15 protein-coding genes and 1 pseudogene are annotated in these 18,203 nt (G+C 41.2%); all 16 read right to left on the bottom strand.

Going from position 1 to position 18,203, the window contains the following annotated elements; all coding sequences use genetic code 11:
* Nucleotides 1–209: 209 nt before the first annotated feature.
* Nucleotides 210–5,444: pseudogene (locus tag ACXYSL_RS05065) on the bottom strand (Ig-like domain-containing protein); the annotation flags it as partial.
* 279 nt (nt 5,445–5,723) lie between these two features.
* A complete protein-coding gene (locus ACXYSL_RS05060; RefSeq protein ID WP_458624145.1) occupies nt 5,724–6,281 on the bottom strand; it encodes an SMI1/KNR4 family protein in 558 nt (185 codons plus the stop codon).
* Nucleotides 6,282–6,292: 11 nt separating this feature from the next.
* A complete protein-coding gene (locus ACXYSL_RS05055; protein WP_458624144.1) occupies nt 6,293–7,015 on the bottom strand; it encodes a DUF4241 domain-containing protein in 723 nt (240 codons plus the stop codon).
* 51 nt (nt 7,016–7,066) lie between these two features.
* Nucleotides 7,067–8,818: a glycoside hydrolase family 13 protein gene (locus ACXYSL_RS05050; RefSeq protein ID WP_458624143.1), complete on the bottom strand. Its 1,752-nt coding sequence runs from the start codon at nt 8,816–8,818 to the stop codon at nt 7,067–7,069.
* Nucleotides 8,819–9,015: 197 nt separating this feature from the next.
* Nucleotides 9,016–9,417: a hypothetical protein gene (locus ACXYSL_RS05045; protein WP_458624142.1), complete on the bottom strand. Its 402-nt coding sequence runs from the start codon at nt 9,415–9,417 to the stop codon at nt 9,016–9,018.
* A 44-nt stretch (nt 9,418–9,461) separates the two neighbouring features.
* Nucleotides 9,462–9,971 carry a hypothetical protein gene (locus ACXYSL_RS05040; RefSeq protein ID WP_458624141.1) on the bottom strand — a complete coding sequence of 170 codons (510 nt, stop codon included), beginning with the start codon at nt 9,969–9,971 and terminating at the stop codon, nt 9,462–9,464.
* A gap of 18 nt (nt 9,972–9,989) precedes the next feature.
* A complete protein-coding gene (locus ACXYSL_RS05035) occupies nt 9,990–10,739 on the bottom strand; it encodes a hypothetical protein (RefSeq protein WP_001014337.1) in 750 nt (249 codons plus the stop codon).
* A complete protein-coding gene (locus ACXYSL_RS05030; RefSeq protein ID WP_458624251.1) occupies nt 10,736–11,323 on the bottom strand; it encodes an SMI1/KNR4 family protein in 588 nt (195 codons plus the stop codon). The genes ACXYSL_RS05035 and ACXYSL_RS05030 overlap by 4 nt, the downstream gene beginning before the upstream one ends.
* A gap of 44 nt (nt 11,324–11,367) precedes the next feature.
* Nucleotides 11,368–12,432 (bottom strand): ankyrin repeat domain-containing protein, encoded by a 1,065-nt coding sequence (locus tag ACXYSL_RS05025; RefSeq protein ID WP_458624140.1) that lies wholly within the window; start codon nt 12,430–12,432, stop codon nt 11,368–11,370.
* Between the two features lie 2 nt (nt 12,433–12,434).
* Complete coding sequence (locus ACXYSL_RS05020; RefSeq protein WP_458624139.1) at nt 12,435–12,872, bottom strand: hypothetical protein; 438 nt, start codon at nt 12,870–12,872, stop codon at nt 12,435–12,437.
* A gap of 18 nt (nt 12,873–12,890) precedes the next feature.
* A complete protein-coding gene (locus ACXYSL_RS05015; RefSeq protein WP_458624138.1) occupies nt 12,891–13,466 on the bottom strand; it encodes an SMI1/KNR4 family protein in 576 nt (191 codons plus the stop codon).
* A gap of 196 nt (nt 13,467–13,662) precedes the next feature.
* Nucleotides 13,663–14,418, bottom strand: coding sequence for an SDR family NAD(P)-dependent oxidoreductase (locus ACXYSL_RS05010; protein ID WP_458624137.1), 756 nt, complete (start codon nt 14,416–14,418; stop codon nt 13,663–13,665).
* Nucleotides 14,419–14,438: 20 nt separating this feature from the next.
* Nucleotides 14,439–15,368, bottom strand: a complete 930-nt coding sequence (rnz, locus tag ACXYSL_RS05005; RefSeq protein ID WP_458624136.1) for a ribonuclease Z — start codon at nt 15,366–15,368, stop codon at nt 14,439–14,441.
* A 14-nt stretch (nt 15,369–15,382) separates the two neighbouring features.
* On the bottom strand, nt 15,383–16,006 hold the full coding sequence (locus ACXYSL_RS05000) for a cystathionine beta-lyase (protein WP_084911326.1): 624 nt from the start codon (nt 16,004–16,006) through the stop codon (nt 15,383–15,385).
* Nucleotides 15,999–17,237, bottom strand: coding sequence for a GTPase HflX (gene hflX, locus ACXYSL_RS04995; protein WP_458624135.1), 1,239 nt, complete (start codon nt 17,235–17,237; stop codon nt 15,999–16,001). The genes ACXYSL_RS05000 and hflX overlap by 8 nt, the downstream gene beginning before the upstream one ends.
* Nucleotides 17,230–18,114 (bottom strand): tRNA (adenosine(37)-N6)-dimethylallyltransferase MiaA, encoded by an 885-nt coding sequence (miaA, locus tag ACXYSL_RS04990; RefSeq protein WP_458624134.1) that lies wholly within the window; start codon nt 18,112–18,114, stop codon nt 17,230–17,232. The genes hflX and miaA overlap by 8 nt, the downstream gene beginning before the upstream one ends.
* Between the last annotated feature and the right edge of the window lie 89 nt (nt 18,115–18,203).

The raw sequence follows: 18,203 nt of genomic DNA, 5'->3' as shown, positions 1-18,203 counted from the left end.
GATAAACAAGAATTCTGACTTCTTTTTAGAAAGTTCCCTAAGATTCTATAATGAAAAGTAACACGATAATCAGCAGCAAGAATCTTATTGATTAATTATCCCAATTTGTAAAATTAAGCTAGACAGAAAAAGCCATCTATGTTAGGCTCAGATAAACACCACATTTGTCTGAAAGGAACTAACATAAATGACCTATACACATCTTATCACAAACGAGCTTGTTTAACCGCAGCAAGAGGTTTACGAGAGAGTAGGTCTTTATCGTTTGTGAAGTGTAGACGGTATTCACCTAAGATGTCGCCATTTTCAGCTTTCGCGATGACACGAACCGGCTCACCTTCACGAACACTTGGAACAACAGTCGCGAGACCATTGTTGCTAACACTTGCTGTTACTGCAGGAACTTTTCCATCTACAGACTCAAGGTAGTAGTCTTTCAAATCAGGGTTGAAGTTTGCCAAATCTTTACCGTCAACTTGGATTCTTGTCTGTCCTTGTTTAGCTGCCGCAACTTGTTTCGCAAAGATTTGTACTTCTGTGATAGATGTTCCTTTCTTGCTATCTAGTCGAACCATACGAATACGGACAGCATAGGTTTCAACCTTATCAAAGCTAAAGTGATTCATTTCTCCAGCCTTGAGTTGAGCAGGAGCTTTTAGATTTGTAACAGGTTTCCAGTTTGCAGGATCATTAAACACATGTTCTTCATTGCCTACAAAGCTAGGATTCTTAGGAGCTGTTGGAACGGTCTTACCTACATAATATTCAATCACATAAGACTTCGGTACACCAACTCCGTGGTCTTCGTGGAATCCGACACTTAGATTATCAACTGAACGTTTGCTCAAAATACCTGAATCTCCGAATAGGACACCAACTGAAGCTTCTGGATTAGTACGGTTCCAGTTTGTCCAACGGTTAGCTGGGCGGTCATTAAAGGAAATCAATTTATCGTTGACGTTTGAAACAGGATCAGTTGGATTTGAGTCTGAAGCAAAGGCAAGTGGCAATTCTGATCCGGTCCATTGGTCAGAAATATTTGCTCCCTTCTCAGTTTGAGCAGATACGCGAACATGAAGTTTAGTTGTTAATTGCGTACCTTCTAGGCGACCATTAACTGTAAAGACACCCTCCTCGGCGTATTGGTCTGGACGAATCGCATCCCAAGTAACCTTAGCTGATGAAACGTGACCATTTGAATCGTAGGTACGAACACTTTCTGGTAATTGTGGTGCTTCTGCGATTGGGGTTGTCACACTAACTTCTTCGACTGAAACGATACCTTCTACAGAGACTTTTGCACGCGCTTCAAGATCAAGACCTTCAACTTTACCTAGAACTTCAAAGGTTTGATAGTGATCAAGTTTTTCTTTTGGAATAGCTTGCCAAGTGACTTTGTGGGCTTTAGGGAAACCTTTGTCATACTCAACTGTTACTGTTGCTGGAAGGCTTGGTTCCTGATGCAAGTCTGTTACTACGTTTACTGGACGGATAGATTGGGCTACTTTTTTCTCAGTATTGGCCTGAATCGTGAGATCGATTTGACCTGTAACCCCCTCATATTCTGCTTTGAGAGTGACTGTTCCTGGCTTATGCAACTCAAGCATTCCTTTACGAACTGCGACTTCCCCTTCACCACTTGTAGAGAAGTTCACTTTATCTGCTGGTAAAACTGCTTGTGTTCCGTCTTGATAGTGGGCAAGGACAGACAATTTCACTGTTTGATCTTCTTTAAGACCGTCAGCTTTCTCTACTTGTAACCTCAAGTGGTCAATTTTTGGTGCTTCTTCAAGGAATTGAATTGCATAGGTTTGAAGAGGGCCACCATCTTTTGGTTGAACATAGATGCTTGCACGCATGCCGTTTGCTACGCTTGCTTGCACCACTGTAACAGCTGCATTTTCAGCACTTGCTACAACTTCTGGCAAGGATGCACCGTAAGCAAGAGTTCGATATTGCATTGGATTTTGAGTAGTAAGACCAGTGACAGATTCACCACCTACTGTTACATTTGGTGCTACAGGTGCTGCAACATCACCATCTTCTACTACAAGGGTAGCGTGAATAGTCTCACCACCCAGTTGGCCAGTCATTGGAATACGTGATCCTGCAACTGACAGTTTAGCTTTATCTGCTTCCGCAATCTCCCACTTATCAACTTCGTATTCTTGAACGCTTCCATCCGTAACAGCAATAGAAACGTATTTGTCAACAGCGCTCAAGTCTGTTCCTGGAGCAACACGCTTAACAGTTGGAAGCTCATTTGCAATTGCTAGAATTTCGACACGAGCCTCAACTTCACGTCCGTCTGCCATACCTTTAACAGTCACAACTCCTGCTTGGCTCACATCAACTGAAGACCAAGTTACTGGACGTTTTTCACGACTGCCATCACTGTAGATAAAACCGACTGTCTTCGGCATTTTTGGCTCTTTCTCAATAACAGTACGTACTTTTGGTACTTCTGTCCCGAGAACAGTCTTTTCTTGGTCTTCTTTTTTACCAGTAAAGACCGTTACTTGACTAGATTTCAAGAGATCAGAATGGGCTGTTAGTGTGAATTTACCTGCTTGTTCAGTTGATTTGACAATGGCAACCCCTTTACCGTTAAAGGCTCTGCGAATCCAAGAACCATCTGGTTGTGCTTTATAGCGTTCACGGCTGGCTTGTTCCCCATTATCGACACCGACGAGTTGACCTTGTCCATGCAATTGGAAGCGAACCAGATTATTTGCAGTTGGGACTACATTCCCTTCACTGTCAACGATTTCGTAGTAGATGTAGGTCAAGTCTTTTCCATCTGCTGCGATTGCGTGCTCTTCCTTGATGAGACGAACACCTGCTGGTTGACCTGCAGTGGTAATCTTGTCACGTGCAATTTCTTTACCAGCTTCATCACGAGCTACAGCTTCCAGAGTACCTGGTTGGTATGCAACCTTCCACTCAAGATAGAGTTCCTTAGCATTGGCACCTTCTTGGTAAGTGCGTCCATCGCTTGTTTGTTTTTTGTTGAAAGTCTTAACTCCGAGAGATTTTCCGTTCAAGAACAATTCAACACTTGCAGCATTAGAGTAAGCTCGAACTGGAATCTTACCTTGAGCATCTTCTACTTTAGAGGCCAAATCTCTATTTTCCCAGTTCCAGTGAGGAAGGAGGTGAACCATCGGTCTCTTCTTAGCAGAAACCCATTGGCTTTGGTAGAGGTAGAAGTCCTGTTTTGGAATACCGGCTGTATCGACAATACCAAAGTAAGAGCTCTTAACAGGAGTTTGGTTTTGGTTATGCCATGGCGTAGGTTCACCAATATAGTCTGTACCTGTCCAGATAAATTGTCCAGCATAGCCAGCATTGTCACGGTCAAAAGTCCATGAATCTGTTGCCGTTTTACCCCAGTTAACTCGGTCATTACCATAGTCAGACTGTTCGTAATGACGTTCAGGTCCGTTACTATGTTTCAATTCACGTTCAGGGCGATAGTAGCTACCGCGTGTACGGGTTGCTGAAGATGTCTCAGAACCGTAAATCAACCAGTTTGGATGTTTCGCACGAAGTTTCTTGTAGTTATCTTCTGAATAGTTAAAACCAACTGCATCTAATTCTTCGGCAATCTTCTCATGTCCACCACTACCATTACCGAAACGGAACTTATCTGCTCCCATGGTAACGTAACGAGTTTTATCAACATCCTTGATAACTTTGACCAAACGTTTTACAGTCGCTAGAGAATGAGCATCACCGTTGGCTTCACCAATTTCGTTTCCGATAGACCACATGAAGACAGCTGGGTTATTTTTATCTCTTTCGACCATGGTACGAAGATCGTAGTCAGACCATTTTTCACCTTTTCTAGCTTCTGGGTGAGTGGCATCTTTTTCAAAGAAACGTCCGTAATCATAAGGTTTCTTGCCACCATACCAGGTATCAAAGGCCTCTTCCTGAACCAGCAAACCAAGTTCTGCTGCGATTTGCAAGGTCTGTGGACTTGCAGGGTTATGAGTTGTACGGATGGCGTTAACCCCCATCTCCTTCATTTGTTTGAGACGGCGATATTCTGCTTTATAGTTTTCTTCTGCTCCAAGCGCTCCATGATCATGGTGCAAGGAAACACCATGGAATTTAATACGTTCACCATTCAAAGAGAAGCCTTCATTTGGCGTCCAGTGATAGTAACGGTAACCAAACAAATCCTTCTTAGCATCCACCAACTGACCGTCACGGTAAACACGCGTAATCAATTCGTACAAGGCAGGTTTGTCGTTTAAAACTGTCCAGAGTTTTGGTCTTTCAACTTCTAAAATCGCATCTAGGCTTGTTGATTCATGTGCTTTTAAGGTACGGCTCGCTGTACGAACCAAGCCCGTTACAGCCTGACCACCACATTTAACGATTTGATATTCTGCCACCAGTTCATGGTCTTTGTCATCTGTATTAACGATTTTGCTGGCTACATGAGTTTCAACCTTGCCATGTTGCTGTTCTTCAAGTTTTGGTGTTAAGATAGTTGTCCCATTCTTCTCAACATGAACTTTATCTGTCATTTGCAAGGTTACATCACGGTAGATACCACTACCAGAATACCAACGGCTACTTGGCTGTTTGTTGACAGCATGGACAGCAATCACATTCTCACGACCATCTTTGTGAAGGTATTTGGTGATATCGTATGAGAACTGGTTATAACCATTTGGATAATGCCCCACTAACTGGCCATTGACATAGACTTGAGAGTCCATGTAGACGCCATCAAAGGTCACACGAACATTTTTCTTGAGATCTTTTTCATCAAGTTTAAAGGTCTTGCGATACCAAGCTTCACCACCATTGAGCTGTCCACCCTCGTTTTGGGCAGGTGACTGATGGTCAAAATCGTTAAAGATACTCCAGTCGTGTGGGAGATCCAATTTTTGCCATGTTGATACGTCAGCATCTGATTTCACAGCTTCTTTAGGATTCGCATTGAGTTTAAAGTGCCAATTTTGATTAAAATTCACTTTTCTGTCTTCAATCATTTGATTTACTTCTTCATTTGTCGCAGCTTTCAAATCTTCCTTAACAGGCTTTTCTTGACTTGAAGCTTGTGATTCTACCTTTGGATCATTTTCCTCAGGTTTAGAAGATGCTTTTTCCTCTTTCAGAGTTATAGCTTCATCTTCTTTCACCTCTGGTTTACTTGCTTCAATGGGAGCTGCTTGGCTTTGATCCACACTTGCAGCCACGTTCTTCTCTGCTACTGCTTGATCCTGTTTTTCCTCCACTGCTGGACTTTCTTCCTTTGCTTGTTCTACAGTGTGCGCAATAGGAGTTTCATCCGCAAAAACAGGTGATGCTCCAACGACACTTCCTCAAAATAGAACAGTGTAGGTTCCAATCATGACAGAGCAAGCTCCTACAGCAAACTTACGAATACTGTAGACTCTTTTACGATTCCAAAAGCCTTTTTCCATAAAATCCTCCTTTAGTAACCGCTTCCATTTCTTTGTAAGCTTATTACTTTTTTCATAGCCTTTTATCCTTATTTTATAAAATAATATAGGAAATTTCAATACCCTAAACACAAAAATCATATTTTTGATTGTTTTTTCTAAAATTTGTAGAAGATTCAAAAAATGTGAATGTAGATTTAGGATTTTTTTACTAAAAAAGATAAAAAGTTTCATGATAAAAAGCTGTCCCCTTTATAGAAACAGCTATTATTAAAAATCAATCCTGAATTTTCCCTTCAATCACTGACTAGTTTTTCCTTTTGCCAGTAGCTTGACCATCTCATTTTTTCGTTCTTCTAGCTCTGCAATTTGATGAAGCAAAAGCTCCGAAAAATCACAATTAAGTCCCTCGATTTCACCGCTATTATACCAGTCTAGAGCAACTATGTGATTGTCCTTATCAAAGCAAAACATGACATCTCCGTCACCTACGATAGACAGAAATGGGATATAATCTACAAAGCCCAGAGCGTGTAATTCCTTTGTTTGAAGACGAATGTCTAAGAAGTCTGGGATACCATTTGCAATTCCAAAAACCTTAATACCTCGACAGAAAGTCCAAAAAGGGGCTACATCGTAAGCCTTGGCTCTTGGCCATAGCTCTTCCCTGACTTCCATAAAGAGGCCTCCCAAAGCTGACATGGTGAATTCTCTGAAATCTTCTGGCAGACGAATGCCATATTGGTTTTCAAAATCCTTTACATCTTCTTCCGATGGTTCATTGCCCATGCAGGCGACAACTTGATAAGTTTCCTTATCATAGTGACGAAAATATTCATAAACTTCATTGAGTGACATCATCCAACTCCTTATCCAAGATAGATATACTCGATAACTACATCACAAAGTTGGTGATCCTTATCATAGCCAAAGTAAACAGGATAATTTCCATCTCCAAAACCAGACTGAATCATTGGAATAGTCAGGTCTGTATCTGGGATTTTAAAGTTTATCCAATCACCGCCTTCTCGCTGATATAGGGGATGTTCTATGGCATTTTGAGCAAAAATTTCCGCAAAGAAATCATCATAAATGTTTTTTTCAGGATTTTCTTGATACCATTTTTCTTCAAAATCACAATAGGCATTTTTAGTCTCAACATCCACAATGGCTGCCAAGCCGGCATCGACTGAAAATCCAAAATAAGAATCTTCTTCAACCGAATCCAAGTTTTCAGTACCAGTTAAGGCTTCATAGTAAACAACTGGAAGCTTATCTGTAAATTGAACTCTTGTTGCAACATACCGATAGTGATCTTCTTCGATCTTGACTACTAAGGTTTTGAGAGGAAATGTTCCTTTGGGAACTGTCTCTAGATAGGGCTTTTCATTCCTACGGAGCCAGACCAAGGGATCCCTAACTAAAATTTCTCCACTTGGGAAGGTCACTTCCCCCATATCTAGGACAAAGACTTCCTTGCCGTCTATTTCTTTAGCCTCAAAACATGCTGCATAATTGACAGACGAGGTCAAAATATGCTTGATTTCTTGGTATTTTTGCAACCATTCTTCGGAAACTTGAAGTTTTTCCATCATTCTTCCCTTTCTCGTTTAAAACAAACCTGTACTGGAGTTAAAATCGATTTAAATCGAATCTAAATAAACCACAAATCCAGCTGGCAAGATAACTTGTTGCCCATCTTCAAACTGGCAATGACTCGCTAAATCAACAGAGTCTCTTTCTAAAACAAAATTCTCTTTAGACTGATTAAAGATTGCCTGAACTTCTTTTCCTTGGTAGTTCCAGCTCAAGGCAAGAACATCTGGTTTCACTTCTTGCAAGCAATATGAACCATGCTGAATCATACTTGCCACTTCCTTACGGACCTTGATTAATTTCTTCATGAAATTCAGCATATCATTGTCCTCAGACACACGGTCCCAAGGCATGACACGACGGCAGTCGGGATCTGGTCCACCTATTAATGCAAGCTCTGTTCCGTAATAGATACAAGGAGTCCCTTTTTGAAGGTAGAGGAAGGTTAAAGCAGCCTTGACATGTTGCACATTGCCTTTGGCAGTTGTGAGGATACGCTCTGTATCGTGAGAATCCAGAAGGTTAAACATCACTTCTGAGATTTGTTGCTTGTAGTACATTGACTGGCTATTGATTTCTGAAATAAACTGCTCTGTCTTTTTATGCTGACGCAAGAAATAATCCTTGATACTTTCAGAGAGCGGGTAGTTCATGACAGCATGGAACTCATCCCCTTTTAGCCAAGGTTGAGACGTATGCCAGATTTCACCTAAAATATACAAATCAGGCTTTTTAGCGAGAACTGCCTTTCTAAAATCTTTCCAGAACTGATGGTCAATTTCATTGGCAACGTCCAAACGCCAAGCATCGATATCAAAATTCTCAATCCAGTAGGTCGCAACACTGAGAAGATAGTCTTTGACTTCAGGATTTGCTGTATTTAACTTAGGCATATAGCTAGCAAAGGCAAAGGTATGATAAGGTAGTTCTCTCGCGTTTTTCAGTTTATCCTCTGTAATTGGGAATTCTTGAATATGGAACCAATCTTTATAAGGTGACTTTTCTCCATTTTTTAGAACATCCTGCCATTGGGCAGACTGGTCGCCAATATGATTAAATACCGCATCTAGCATGATCTTGATACCACGTTTGTGAGCTTCCTCGACTAGAGTAGCAAAGACTTCCTTGTCTCCAAAGTGACGGTCGATTTCAAAATAATCCGTCGTATCGTACTTATGATTGGTTGTAGCTTCAAAAATCGGACATAGATAAAGTCCAGTGATTCCCAAATCTTTTAGATAGTCTAGATGGTCGATAATCCCTTGTAAATCTCCACCAAAAAAGTCATCCCTATTAGGTGTAATGGCAGCATCCCACTCTCGAGCTGCATTTGGAGTTAGATTAGGATTTCCAGTAGCAAATCGTTCTGGGAAAATCTGATACCAAACGGTATTTGAAACCCAGCTAGGAACTTGACAACCGTCAATTTCGTGAATATAAGGAAGCTTAAAGCCATTGCCTTCAGCATCCAAGTTTTCTTGAGTATGTTCCACACAACCCTTATCACCGTAGAAAATACCCTGACCTTCCTCATCAAGGAGTTCAAAGAGATACTGAATCCGTGCAAAATCAACCGATACTGTAACCTGCCAATAATCAAATAAAGCATCCGAGGTTGCTTTAGTCATTTCTTTCTTGGCTTCATACTTATCCTCGATGAATATAAAGGGATCTCCATAATGTAAAATGACCTGCTGTACATCATTTTTCTTGGTTCTGATTCGGATATGTAGCTGACCTTCTTTATACAGATAAGCATACTCTGATTCTGGTCTATGATAAATGGCTGTCAATTCCATGTCTTGTCTCCTAAATAATCTATCATCAACAAAAACGCAAACGTTTTCATAATCGCTATTTCTAGTATACTATTTTAAGATTCGATTCGCAATACTTGGTCAAATTTGACAAGAAAACACCTCAAAATAAATACTGCAGACTAACCAAGAAATTTCAGCACCTATCTATAAAAAGCTCCTAAACTCAGCCTCACAGCCTAGTCAATCCGACAAAGGGCAAGTTCTTTTAATCCTCTGTCGTAAAGGAAGGTTAAACAAAAGTTGTCTGTCATATTTTGAAGCTTGTGTTTACTCATTCCTCTAGGCAAAGCTATATCGCACCATTCTCTCGTTGCCAGAGAAAATAGCTTTTGCTTACCCTTCCAGTCATCATTCTTAAATAAGGGGCTCAGGATAAGATAAGGCGAATCCGTAAAAATTCCATTGACACCAGTTTTTTTGCCTAAAGCCTTTAAATGTTCAGATTCTAATAACTTTTCGATAATACGACCATCACTAGAGATTTTAACAAGAGCATAATAGTCCATGCCCCATTTATTGACAGAGGTTTGGCTTTCTCCAGAGCTAAAGGCATAGAGCTCTTGCTTCCAACATTTCATACTATCGATTTTAGGACAAAAACTTGAGTTCGTGTCGTGGTGATTTAACTCTTTTTTATCAATATGCGAATAAGTGGTCCACTTCGCCTGCTTTTTTCTCGATCAAATTCTAAAAGGGCAAAGTTTCTTGCCTGATTTGTATAAACTTGATTTTCAAAACACACGGGTATCTGGTCGCTATCTGATACGATTTGAAAATATCTCTCTTGTGCCTTTTTAGGAAGTATACTTTGCGGATCCTTTATGGCAATGATTTCTGGATGAGAAAAATCACCAGTATAATAGACTATTTCCTTGCCAGCCTTGATGATGCCAATATTTTGTCCATCTGTAAAGAGTAGAGGCTCTTCCTCCCAAACATGGTCACAATACCAAGCATCTATCTCCTTCACACCCAAAGGAGATACTTCTAGCAGACAGTAGCGATTGCAAGCTTCTTTCTCACTGGTTAAGACCAAGGCTCGACCATCATGTAACATGACAGAATTGAAAACACTATTGTAGTCCTTGTCTAGTTCCCATTTATTCAATAGACTTAACTTTAACTTCCCCATTTTCTCTCTCCTAATCCATCACCACTCGTTGATGGCAAATAGAATGGCTGATCTAATATTTCTTAGCAATTGATCTGAAAGTTCATCGTATACTTGACCCAGTCCCTTGTCTTGTGCCAGCCATCCAGGTTCATCATTCCAGGAGCCCATTCCTCCAAAAACATCCGCTGCACTTGCAGCTCTAAATATGCTTAGATGTTGCAGTGGAATTTGAGGGTCTACCAGTCCTTTACCAGATTCTGGGTCTAGCAAAAAGTTTCTAGCAGAGTGAAAGACTTTGGCAAAGTTGTCACATTCAATTTTAATTGCTAGATTTTCTATACGAGTCAATATGTCCTTAAATTCTTCTATATTATTTTCATAGTGGGGAAGGTCTTGAAAAGGCCTTTCCCATTCATACTCAGTGTATGTAACATCCCAGCCCCTGCCTGCGGAAGCAGATTTCCAATTTGGTAGGAAAAAACTTGCCTTCCCATCTTTATAAAAACAGAGAATTGAACTCTGTGTCGTATTGGAGAAACCTAAAATACCTCTGTCATTTACTGAGATAGGGCAAAATAATTTTAAGTCCTTCAAACCTTTTTCCTTAAGATTTTCAAACCAATCAGATACAGATAGTTCTATAACTTCCCCTTTTTCTGACGGCAAAATTTGAAAGCTCAACTTATTTGTATATTTTTCAGGCTTATAGCATATTTCTTTACCACTTTTTAAAGCCTTCCTAGCTGCTGCCACGATACAGGCTATTTGGTACATTTGTCCATTCATATGATCTCATCCATTATCCCTTCAATCAGATTTGTAAGGCTTTCAGCCACATAGATCACCTGGTCAGGATCATGGATGTAGCAAATAACCTGACCTTCCTGACCCTCCTGGTCTGGATCAAAATCCAGCATAAGATAACAAGAGTCACAATACTGGGCAAAAGGAAGCCATTTTTTATTAAAAAGATAGAGCTTAATTCTACTATCACGCATATTTTTTAGATCTTGACTAGAAAAATAGTCAGAAAATTCTGTTAACAGAGCATCTCTATTTTGAAAGTACTTTTTACAAGTCTCAATTTCCTGTAGACTCATGAGAGAAAAAGTCAAATCTCTCTGGTCAATTACACAAGGTAAAATAGAGAGGTATTTACTCCCATCTTTATAGCTATAAAGCTCTTTGAAGTCACTAGGTAGACGAATGCCAAATATTTCCTCAAAGGTTTGAAGCTCTTCCTCGGAAGCACCAGAAATGTCCTGATAATCATCCAGATATCCTTCCTCTACAGGATCATCCAAATCCCAGTCTTCAAAATACTCACAAATATAAGTTTCTAATTTCTTAACTTGGTCAATTAGTTGCATCATTTCACCATGAGTTCTTTATTTTAACTAGCTTAAAATTTCTTTCAACGATTATAACTTGGTTCTTCTAGATGAATGGGGTTAGGATTTTGCTTAATCCAAGCAAGAGCAAATTGGCAGAGACGGTCCAGACTTGCTTCATCATCATTCTCTTTGCTGTGGATTTGCGCAATGACTTGCTTGATTTCTTCTAATTCTTGATCTGAAAGAGAGCTTCCTAAAGACAGGTATTGAGGGAGAGCTTGAAGCATTTTTCTATAGTTCCTGTCCCAGTTGGCCCCACCATTGCGATCCAGTTCATCACGAACTCTGCCTGGTATACGGATAACTTCCCCCTGAACAGTTTTGGCTGGCCCACTCGAAGGGATTAAGAAGGACCAAAGTTCCTCATATTGTTCCTCCCAGGATCCTTCTACTAGCTTAATCGGTGAAACTCCATCATGAGTTAGGCGTTTTTCTACAGGCTTAACATCAAATATCTCATAGAGCTTCGTTAAGCCTTTATCTGCAGCCTCTATGTAGTCAGGATGGATACCTTCTCTGTGAAATTCAAAATCCTTACCAATATTTTCAACCTTTTCTTTCATAGCAGAAGTTTTTTTAGCGCCCGCCTCTACCAACATGGTGGCAATTTCAGCTGTTTGGGCAATATAGATTCCCCGGCAGACCATCAAGACTGAAGCTAGAGGAGTTCTACCCATATCATTTTTGGCATTAACATCTGCTCCTTTGTCAATCAGAAGTTTGACTGTCTTAGGATGGAAAAACTCAGCTGCCACATGTAAAGGTGTCTCGCCATAGGTATTGGGTTTCCCAATGTCTGCACCCAATTCGAGCAATAGTTTTACAGTATCTCTTCCCATGGTTGCCTGACGATACAAAGGAGTCGCTCCATAATAATCAGGGATATTGATATCTAGGCCCTTTTCTACCAGCCAGATAACCAATTCATCCGGGACTCCTCCCATATGCAGAGGTGTACATAAGCTAAATCTTCCATCATGGGCGGTTAATTCACAACGATCATAGACTGCTTTAAGGGCTTCAATATTTCCTTCATCCATTAAATCCTTAAACTCTTTTGGTAATGTAACTCTTTCCTTTGCCATCTTTAGTTCCTTTCTTCTGATTCAGCATCTAGGGCAAGCCAATGAAGATTGTCAATATTTTTCAAAGTTCTGACTTTTCCATCATAATCATTTTTCAACTCAAGACCGTTTTGCTCAATAGATATATGATTGTACCAGTGGTCTAGGCTGGCGTATTCCCCCATATGAATATTGATGAGGATACTCGTTATGGGATTCCAAGTCCCTTTCTTAACTGTTTCTGCTAAGAGGTAGTAAGCATCTAAAAATATGAGATTTCTCCCATAAATCCAAAAGGGCAGATCAAGCCCCAACAAAGGCAACTTGGCAGAAAAAATCTCATCACCGTGTGGTGGAACGGTTTCATAATGAAATTCTATCTCACTGCCATAATAGGCAATCAGGGCTCCCTGACATCCGATATTTTGAGGAATCCCTTCCTCAGCTACAATAAATTCCATGACCTGCTCCTTCTATTTTCAATCATAAAACCCGACCAGACTCTGCCAAAATATCAAACTGGACGCATGACCTATTCTAGTCATCAAGCGGATGAAGTCACTTTCACACCCCTTCCAAACTGCAGATTGGGCCGTTCCCATGGCTCTAACAAATGCTAGAAAATCTGGTGTCAGCCATATTTTTTCATCATAGTTCATCTCTGCATCAAGAGCATAGACCGCCCCAGATTGACAATCCAGCAAAATAGTATAGGGATCTCCATTTGCAATGATGATCAGGCCTCTTTCTTGTAGAGTAGAGTAATCGTGGTATTCCAAATTTCGATTCATCAGCCAAGTAAGACTAGTGTCGTCCCCATATCCAAACTGGTAACTTAAAAAACCGATCTGCCCCCAGTTATAGGCCAGAATATACTTCCTAAAAATCGGATCCAAATCTTGGATTTGCAGTTGTTTTTTCAAACGATCCAGTTCAGACACAGGCACTTCAGTATGGCTCAGGACAATTCCTTCTCTTATCTCAGGGTCAAGCCCTTGTATTGCTTCCTCAATAATGGAAATAATTTGGTCAATTGTCAATAATTCTATTGTCAACCTCCGACTATAAATAGTCCATTTTCTAGAGCAAACTAGCTAGTTTAGGTCTTCTTTTTTCTGATGAATATTCTTATCTCTATTATACCGCAAAGCTATCTAATAGGGATAAACTACCAGTATTTTCAGGGATTATTTTTGATGAACAACTTCTCCTAATTAAAACAAAAAGCCCTTCCTCAAGGGAACAGCTTTCTCACTTATAATTAAAGATTCCCCCTGCCAACTTATCAGCTAGCTTGGGAAAGAGGGTATAAAACTTATGGGCTAGGTTCAACAAAACTGGGAGATTGAGTTCCCGTTTGTTTTTTCCTATACACTTAACAATCTTTTTAGCAACCGCATCTGGTTCTAAGAGAAATCGGTCAACCGAATTGAGGTAGGTCCCATCTGGGTCTGCCTGGTCAAAAAAGGCAGTACGAATCGGTCCTGGATTAACCGTCGTTACATAGACATCATGGGGCATGAGTTCGAGGCGCAGAGCATTTGAAAATCCAATAGCCGCAAACTTGGTCGCCGAGTAAAGACTGGACTTGCTAGTCGCTATCAAACCTGCCATACTGACGATATTGATGATATGGCCTTTTCGGCTTTCTTTCATACGAGCTGCAAGACGACGAGACAGATTCATCAGGGCAAAGGTATTAACCTCAAACATCTGGTGAATGTCTTGATCAGAGATCTTGTCAAACTCTTCAAAAATACCATAACCAGCATTGTTAATCAAGACATCAATCTTGCCATAACGGAGATAGAGGTCAGCGACCAGAGCTTCTAGGGCTGAGTCATCAGTAATGTCGATTTCAATCCATTCCACATTAGGATGATTCCCGTAGAGTTGTGCCAGTTTTTCCTTGTTTCTACCTAGCAAGATCAGTTGGTCATTTGGCAAGAGTTTGACCATTTCTTGGGCTAATCCACCGCTAGCTCCGGTAATGAGAATAGTACGCATACTTATCCTTTCTCAATCTTCTAGATTTCCACTTCTTCCAAGTCTTTAACCACATGGACATTCTCAAAAATACTAGCTGCATCTTTCTTAAGCTGGCTGATATCTTTTGAAAGGAAACGAGCACTGATATGATTGAGCAAGAGGCGCTTAGCACTGGCTTCTGCTGCTACTTGTGCTGCCTGCATATTGGTTGAGTGACCGTGATTGCGAGCAATTTTTTCATCTCCCTTTCCATAAGTCGACTCATGGACAAGGACATCGGCATTGACAGCTAAACGTACACTAGCATTGGTTTTTCGGGTATCTCCTAGAATAGTGATAATTTTGCCCGGACGTGGCGCTGAGATATAGTCAGCTGCCTTGATTTCAGTTCCATCTTCTAAAACAACATCCTGACCGTTTTTTATTTTTCCAAAAAGCGGGCCAAATGGAACACCAGCAGCCTTAAGTTTTTCAGCATCCAAGGTCCCTTCTAGGTCCTTTTGCATGACACGATAGCCAACACAGAAAATAGTGTGGTCCAGCTCCTCTGCATACACAGTGAATTTATCGGTCTCAAGGATTTTCCCTAGAGAATCTTGGCCAAACTCATGAAAATGAATGCGGTAAGGCAGACGAGAACCTGACACACGTAAACTAGTTAAGACAAAGGACTTGATCCCTTGCGGTCCATAGATGTCCAAATCTGTCTGCTCTTCATTGGCCTGAAAGGCACGGCTAGAAAGAAATCCTGGCAAGCCAAAGATATGGTCTCCATGCAGATGAGTGATAAAGATTTTGCTGACCTTCCGTGGTCGAATCGGGGTTTCTAGAATGCGATTTTGCGTTCCTTCACCACAGTCAAAGAGCCAAACTTCGTTAATCTCATCCAAGAGTTTCAGGGCGAGACTTGAGACGTTGCGGGCTTTAGAGGGCTGACCAGCTCCCGTTCCTAAAAATTGAATATCCATTTGATACTTTCTAATTAATCAATATATAACATGGCTGTGCGGTTTTCCGATCGGAAATAGCGCTTGCCAGAAAAAGCAACAGCTTCTTGTAATAAATCCTCTTGGCTATAACCTTTGAGACGTTTGCGACCATCAGCCAAGCTTTCCAAATCTGTCAAAGCTGTGAGACTCTCCACACTAACAACTTCTTCGTCTCCGGCATCCTTCATGTAAATCTTTCCAGACTCTTCAAAGACCAACTGATGAGGGAAAATTTGCGCAATCTCAAAAAGCAAGTCATTCGAGATTTCCTCTTCATTTTCAGAGAAAATCCTTCCCAGTCCTTCACTCTCGTAGCAAAATCCAAAAGATTTGCCAGATAAATTAAGACGAATGAAAGGCTTATTTTCAAAGGTGAAACTTGGCTCAGCATTGTAGAGATTCAATTCCTGGCTTAGTTCTACAAAATAATCCGTCGCAGCTTGAGGACTCTTTTTCTGGTAGAGTTCTGCAAAGTAAGCATTCACTACACTGGGCGGAGGGGTGATGAGAGCCAACTGCTCTTGTTCTGTTTTGCCAGCTAGAAGTTGATCCAGATAGACCTTATCCAGACTTGTATAGCCCCCATATTTTAGAGCCAAGGTTTTAATATCAGTCATAAAATTCCTCTAACCTCCATTTGTTTTTCTCCGAAATATAGCCTGTAATCGCTTCTCCATCATCTTGGTAGTCACGATCTTCAAGAATCGCTACACTTTCCAAATCATGAATCTTGTAGGACTTAGAAAAAGGCACCCGTAGAGTAAAGGATTCAAAAATATCCTTGATTTTCTCTAAAAATAAAGCCTGCAACTGCTCACGACTATCCTCAGACTTGGCAGAAATGAGGGTATAGGGCGTCTGAGTAGGCGTGAAATCCTCCACCAAATCCGCTTTATTATAAAGGGTCAGACGAGGAATATCCTCCATATTCAAGTCTTTCATGATAGACAGAACCGTTTTTTCATGCTCCTCGTGGTAAGGATTGCTGGCATCAATGACATGAACTAGAAGGTCTACATGCTTACTTTCTTCCAAGGTCGACTTAAAACTTGACACCAACTCAGTCGGCAAATCTTGGATAAAGCCAACAGTATCAGTCAAGGTAACCTGAAGATTGCCTCCCAGATGGATACTCTTAGTCGTCGCGTCCAGAGTCGCAAATAATTCATCTGCTTCATACTGGGTCTTGCTGGTCAAGGTGTTCATGATGGTTGATTTCCCAGCATTGGTATAACCAATCAAACCAATCTTAAAGGTACTTGACTCCAAGCGTTTTTCTCTGACTGTCGCTCGATTCTTCTCAACTACCTTAAGCTGACGCTCAATATCTGTGATTTGATTGCGAACACTACGTCGGTTCAGTTCCAACTGACTCTCACCTGGACCACGGGAACCAATTCCCCCTGCCTGACGGCTGAGCATAATTCCCTGACCAACCAAGCGAGGTAAGAGGTACTTAAGCTGGGCCAAATGCACTTGAAGTTTTCCTTCATGGCTTCGAGCTCGCATAGCAAAGATATCCAGAATCAACTGCATACGGTCAATCACCTTGACACCCAGAACTTCCTCTAGATTGACATTTTGCCGTTGTGTCAGACGGTTGTTGACGACGACAGTCGTAATTTCTTCCGCATCTACCATGAGTGCAATCTCTTCCAGCTTACCAGAGCCGACGAAGGTCTTGGAATCATATTTTTCACGTTTCTGTCTGTAGCTGTCAACTACAACAGCACCAGCTGTCTTAGCTAGACTGGCCAACTCTTCCATAGAGAGGTCAAAATTATCCATGCCCTGCAATTCCACACCTATGAGCAGGACTCGCTCCTCTTTTTTCTCCGTTTCAATCATTTAAAAACTCCTCTATCTGGCTTAAAATGCGGTCTTGAACTCCAGGCTCTCCTATCTGATAAAAGGTGACCTGCATGCGATTACGGAACCAGGTCAACTGACGCTTGGCAAAACGACGAGTCGCCTGCTTAAGACTCTCGCTCGCTTCCTCAAGAGTTTGCTCCCCACGGAAATAAGGAAAAAGTTCCTTGTAGCCAATGCCTTTAGCAGCCTGCACATCCAGGTAATGATCAAAGAGCCACTTAGCCTCATCCAAAAGACCAGCCTCAAACATCAGATCTACTCGGCGATTGATACGCTCATAAAGCTGACTGCGCTCATCGTCCAAGCAGATAATCAAAGGTTCATACAAGGTCTCTTGATTTTTCAAATCCTGACCAAAATGGGCAATTTCCAAGGCGCGCATGGCACGACGACGATTAAACTGGGGAATCTCAAGGCCTGCTTGCTTCACGAGATGGGCTAATTCCTCATCTGAATAAGGCTCCAAACTAGCCCGATAAGCTAAAATCTCCTCATGAGGTGTCTCTCCACCTAGATGGTATCCTTCCAGCAAACTCTGGATATAAAGCCCTGTACCTCCAGCGATAATAGCAAGCTTGCCACGGCTTTGAATATCCTCAATAGCCTTCTTAGCTTCTGAAACAAAATCAAAAGCCGAGTAAGACTCGGTCACCTCTCTGACATCAATCAAATGATGAGGAACAGCTGCTTGCTCCTCTGGGCTAGCCTTGGCCGTCCCAATATCCAACCCTCTGTACACTTGCTGACTGTCGCCACTGACCACCTCTCCACCAAAGCGCTTGGCCACTTCAATAGCAAGGGCTGTCTTCCCAACAGCAGTCGGTCCAACAATCACAATTATTTTTGTTTTCATCTTTTTTCCTTGAAAAATTCCCATTTTTTCGTTACTATTATTATATCACAAAAAGGTCAGTCAGAAAAATGCTACCACTTGAGGAGCCT

Source organism: Streptococcus sp. V913, assembly GCF_054353455.1.
The sequence above is the reverse complement of the archived record's forward strand: the minus strand, read 5'-3'. Positions and strand labels throughout refer to the sequence as shown.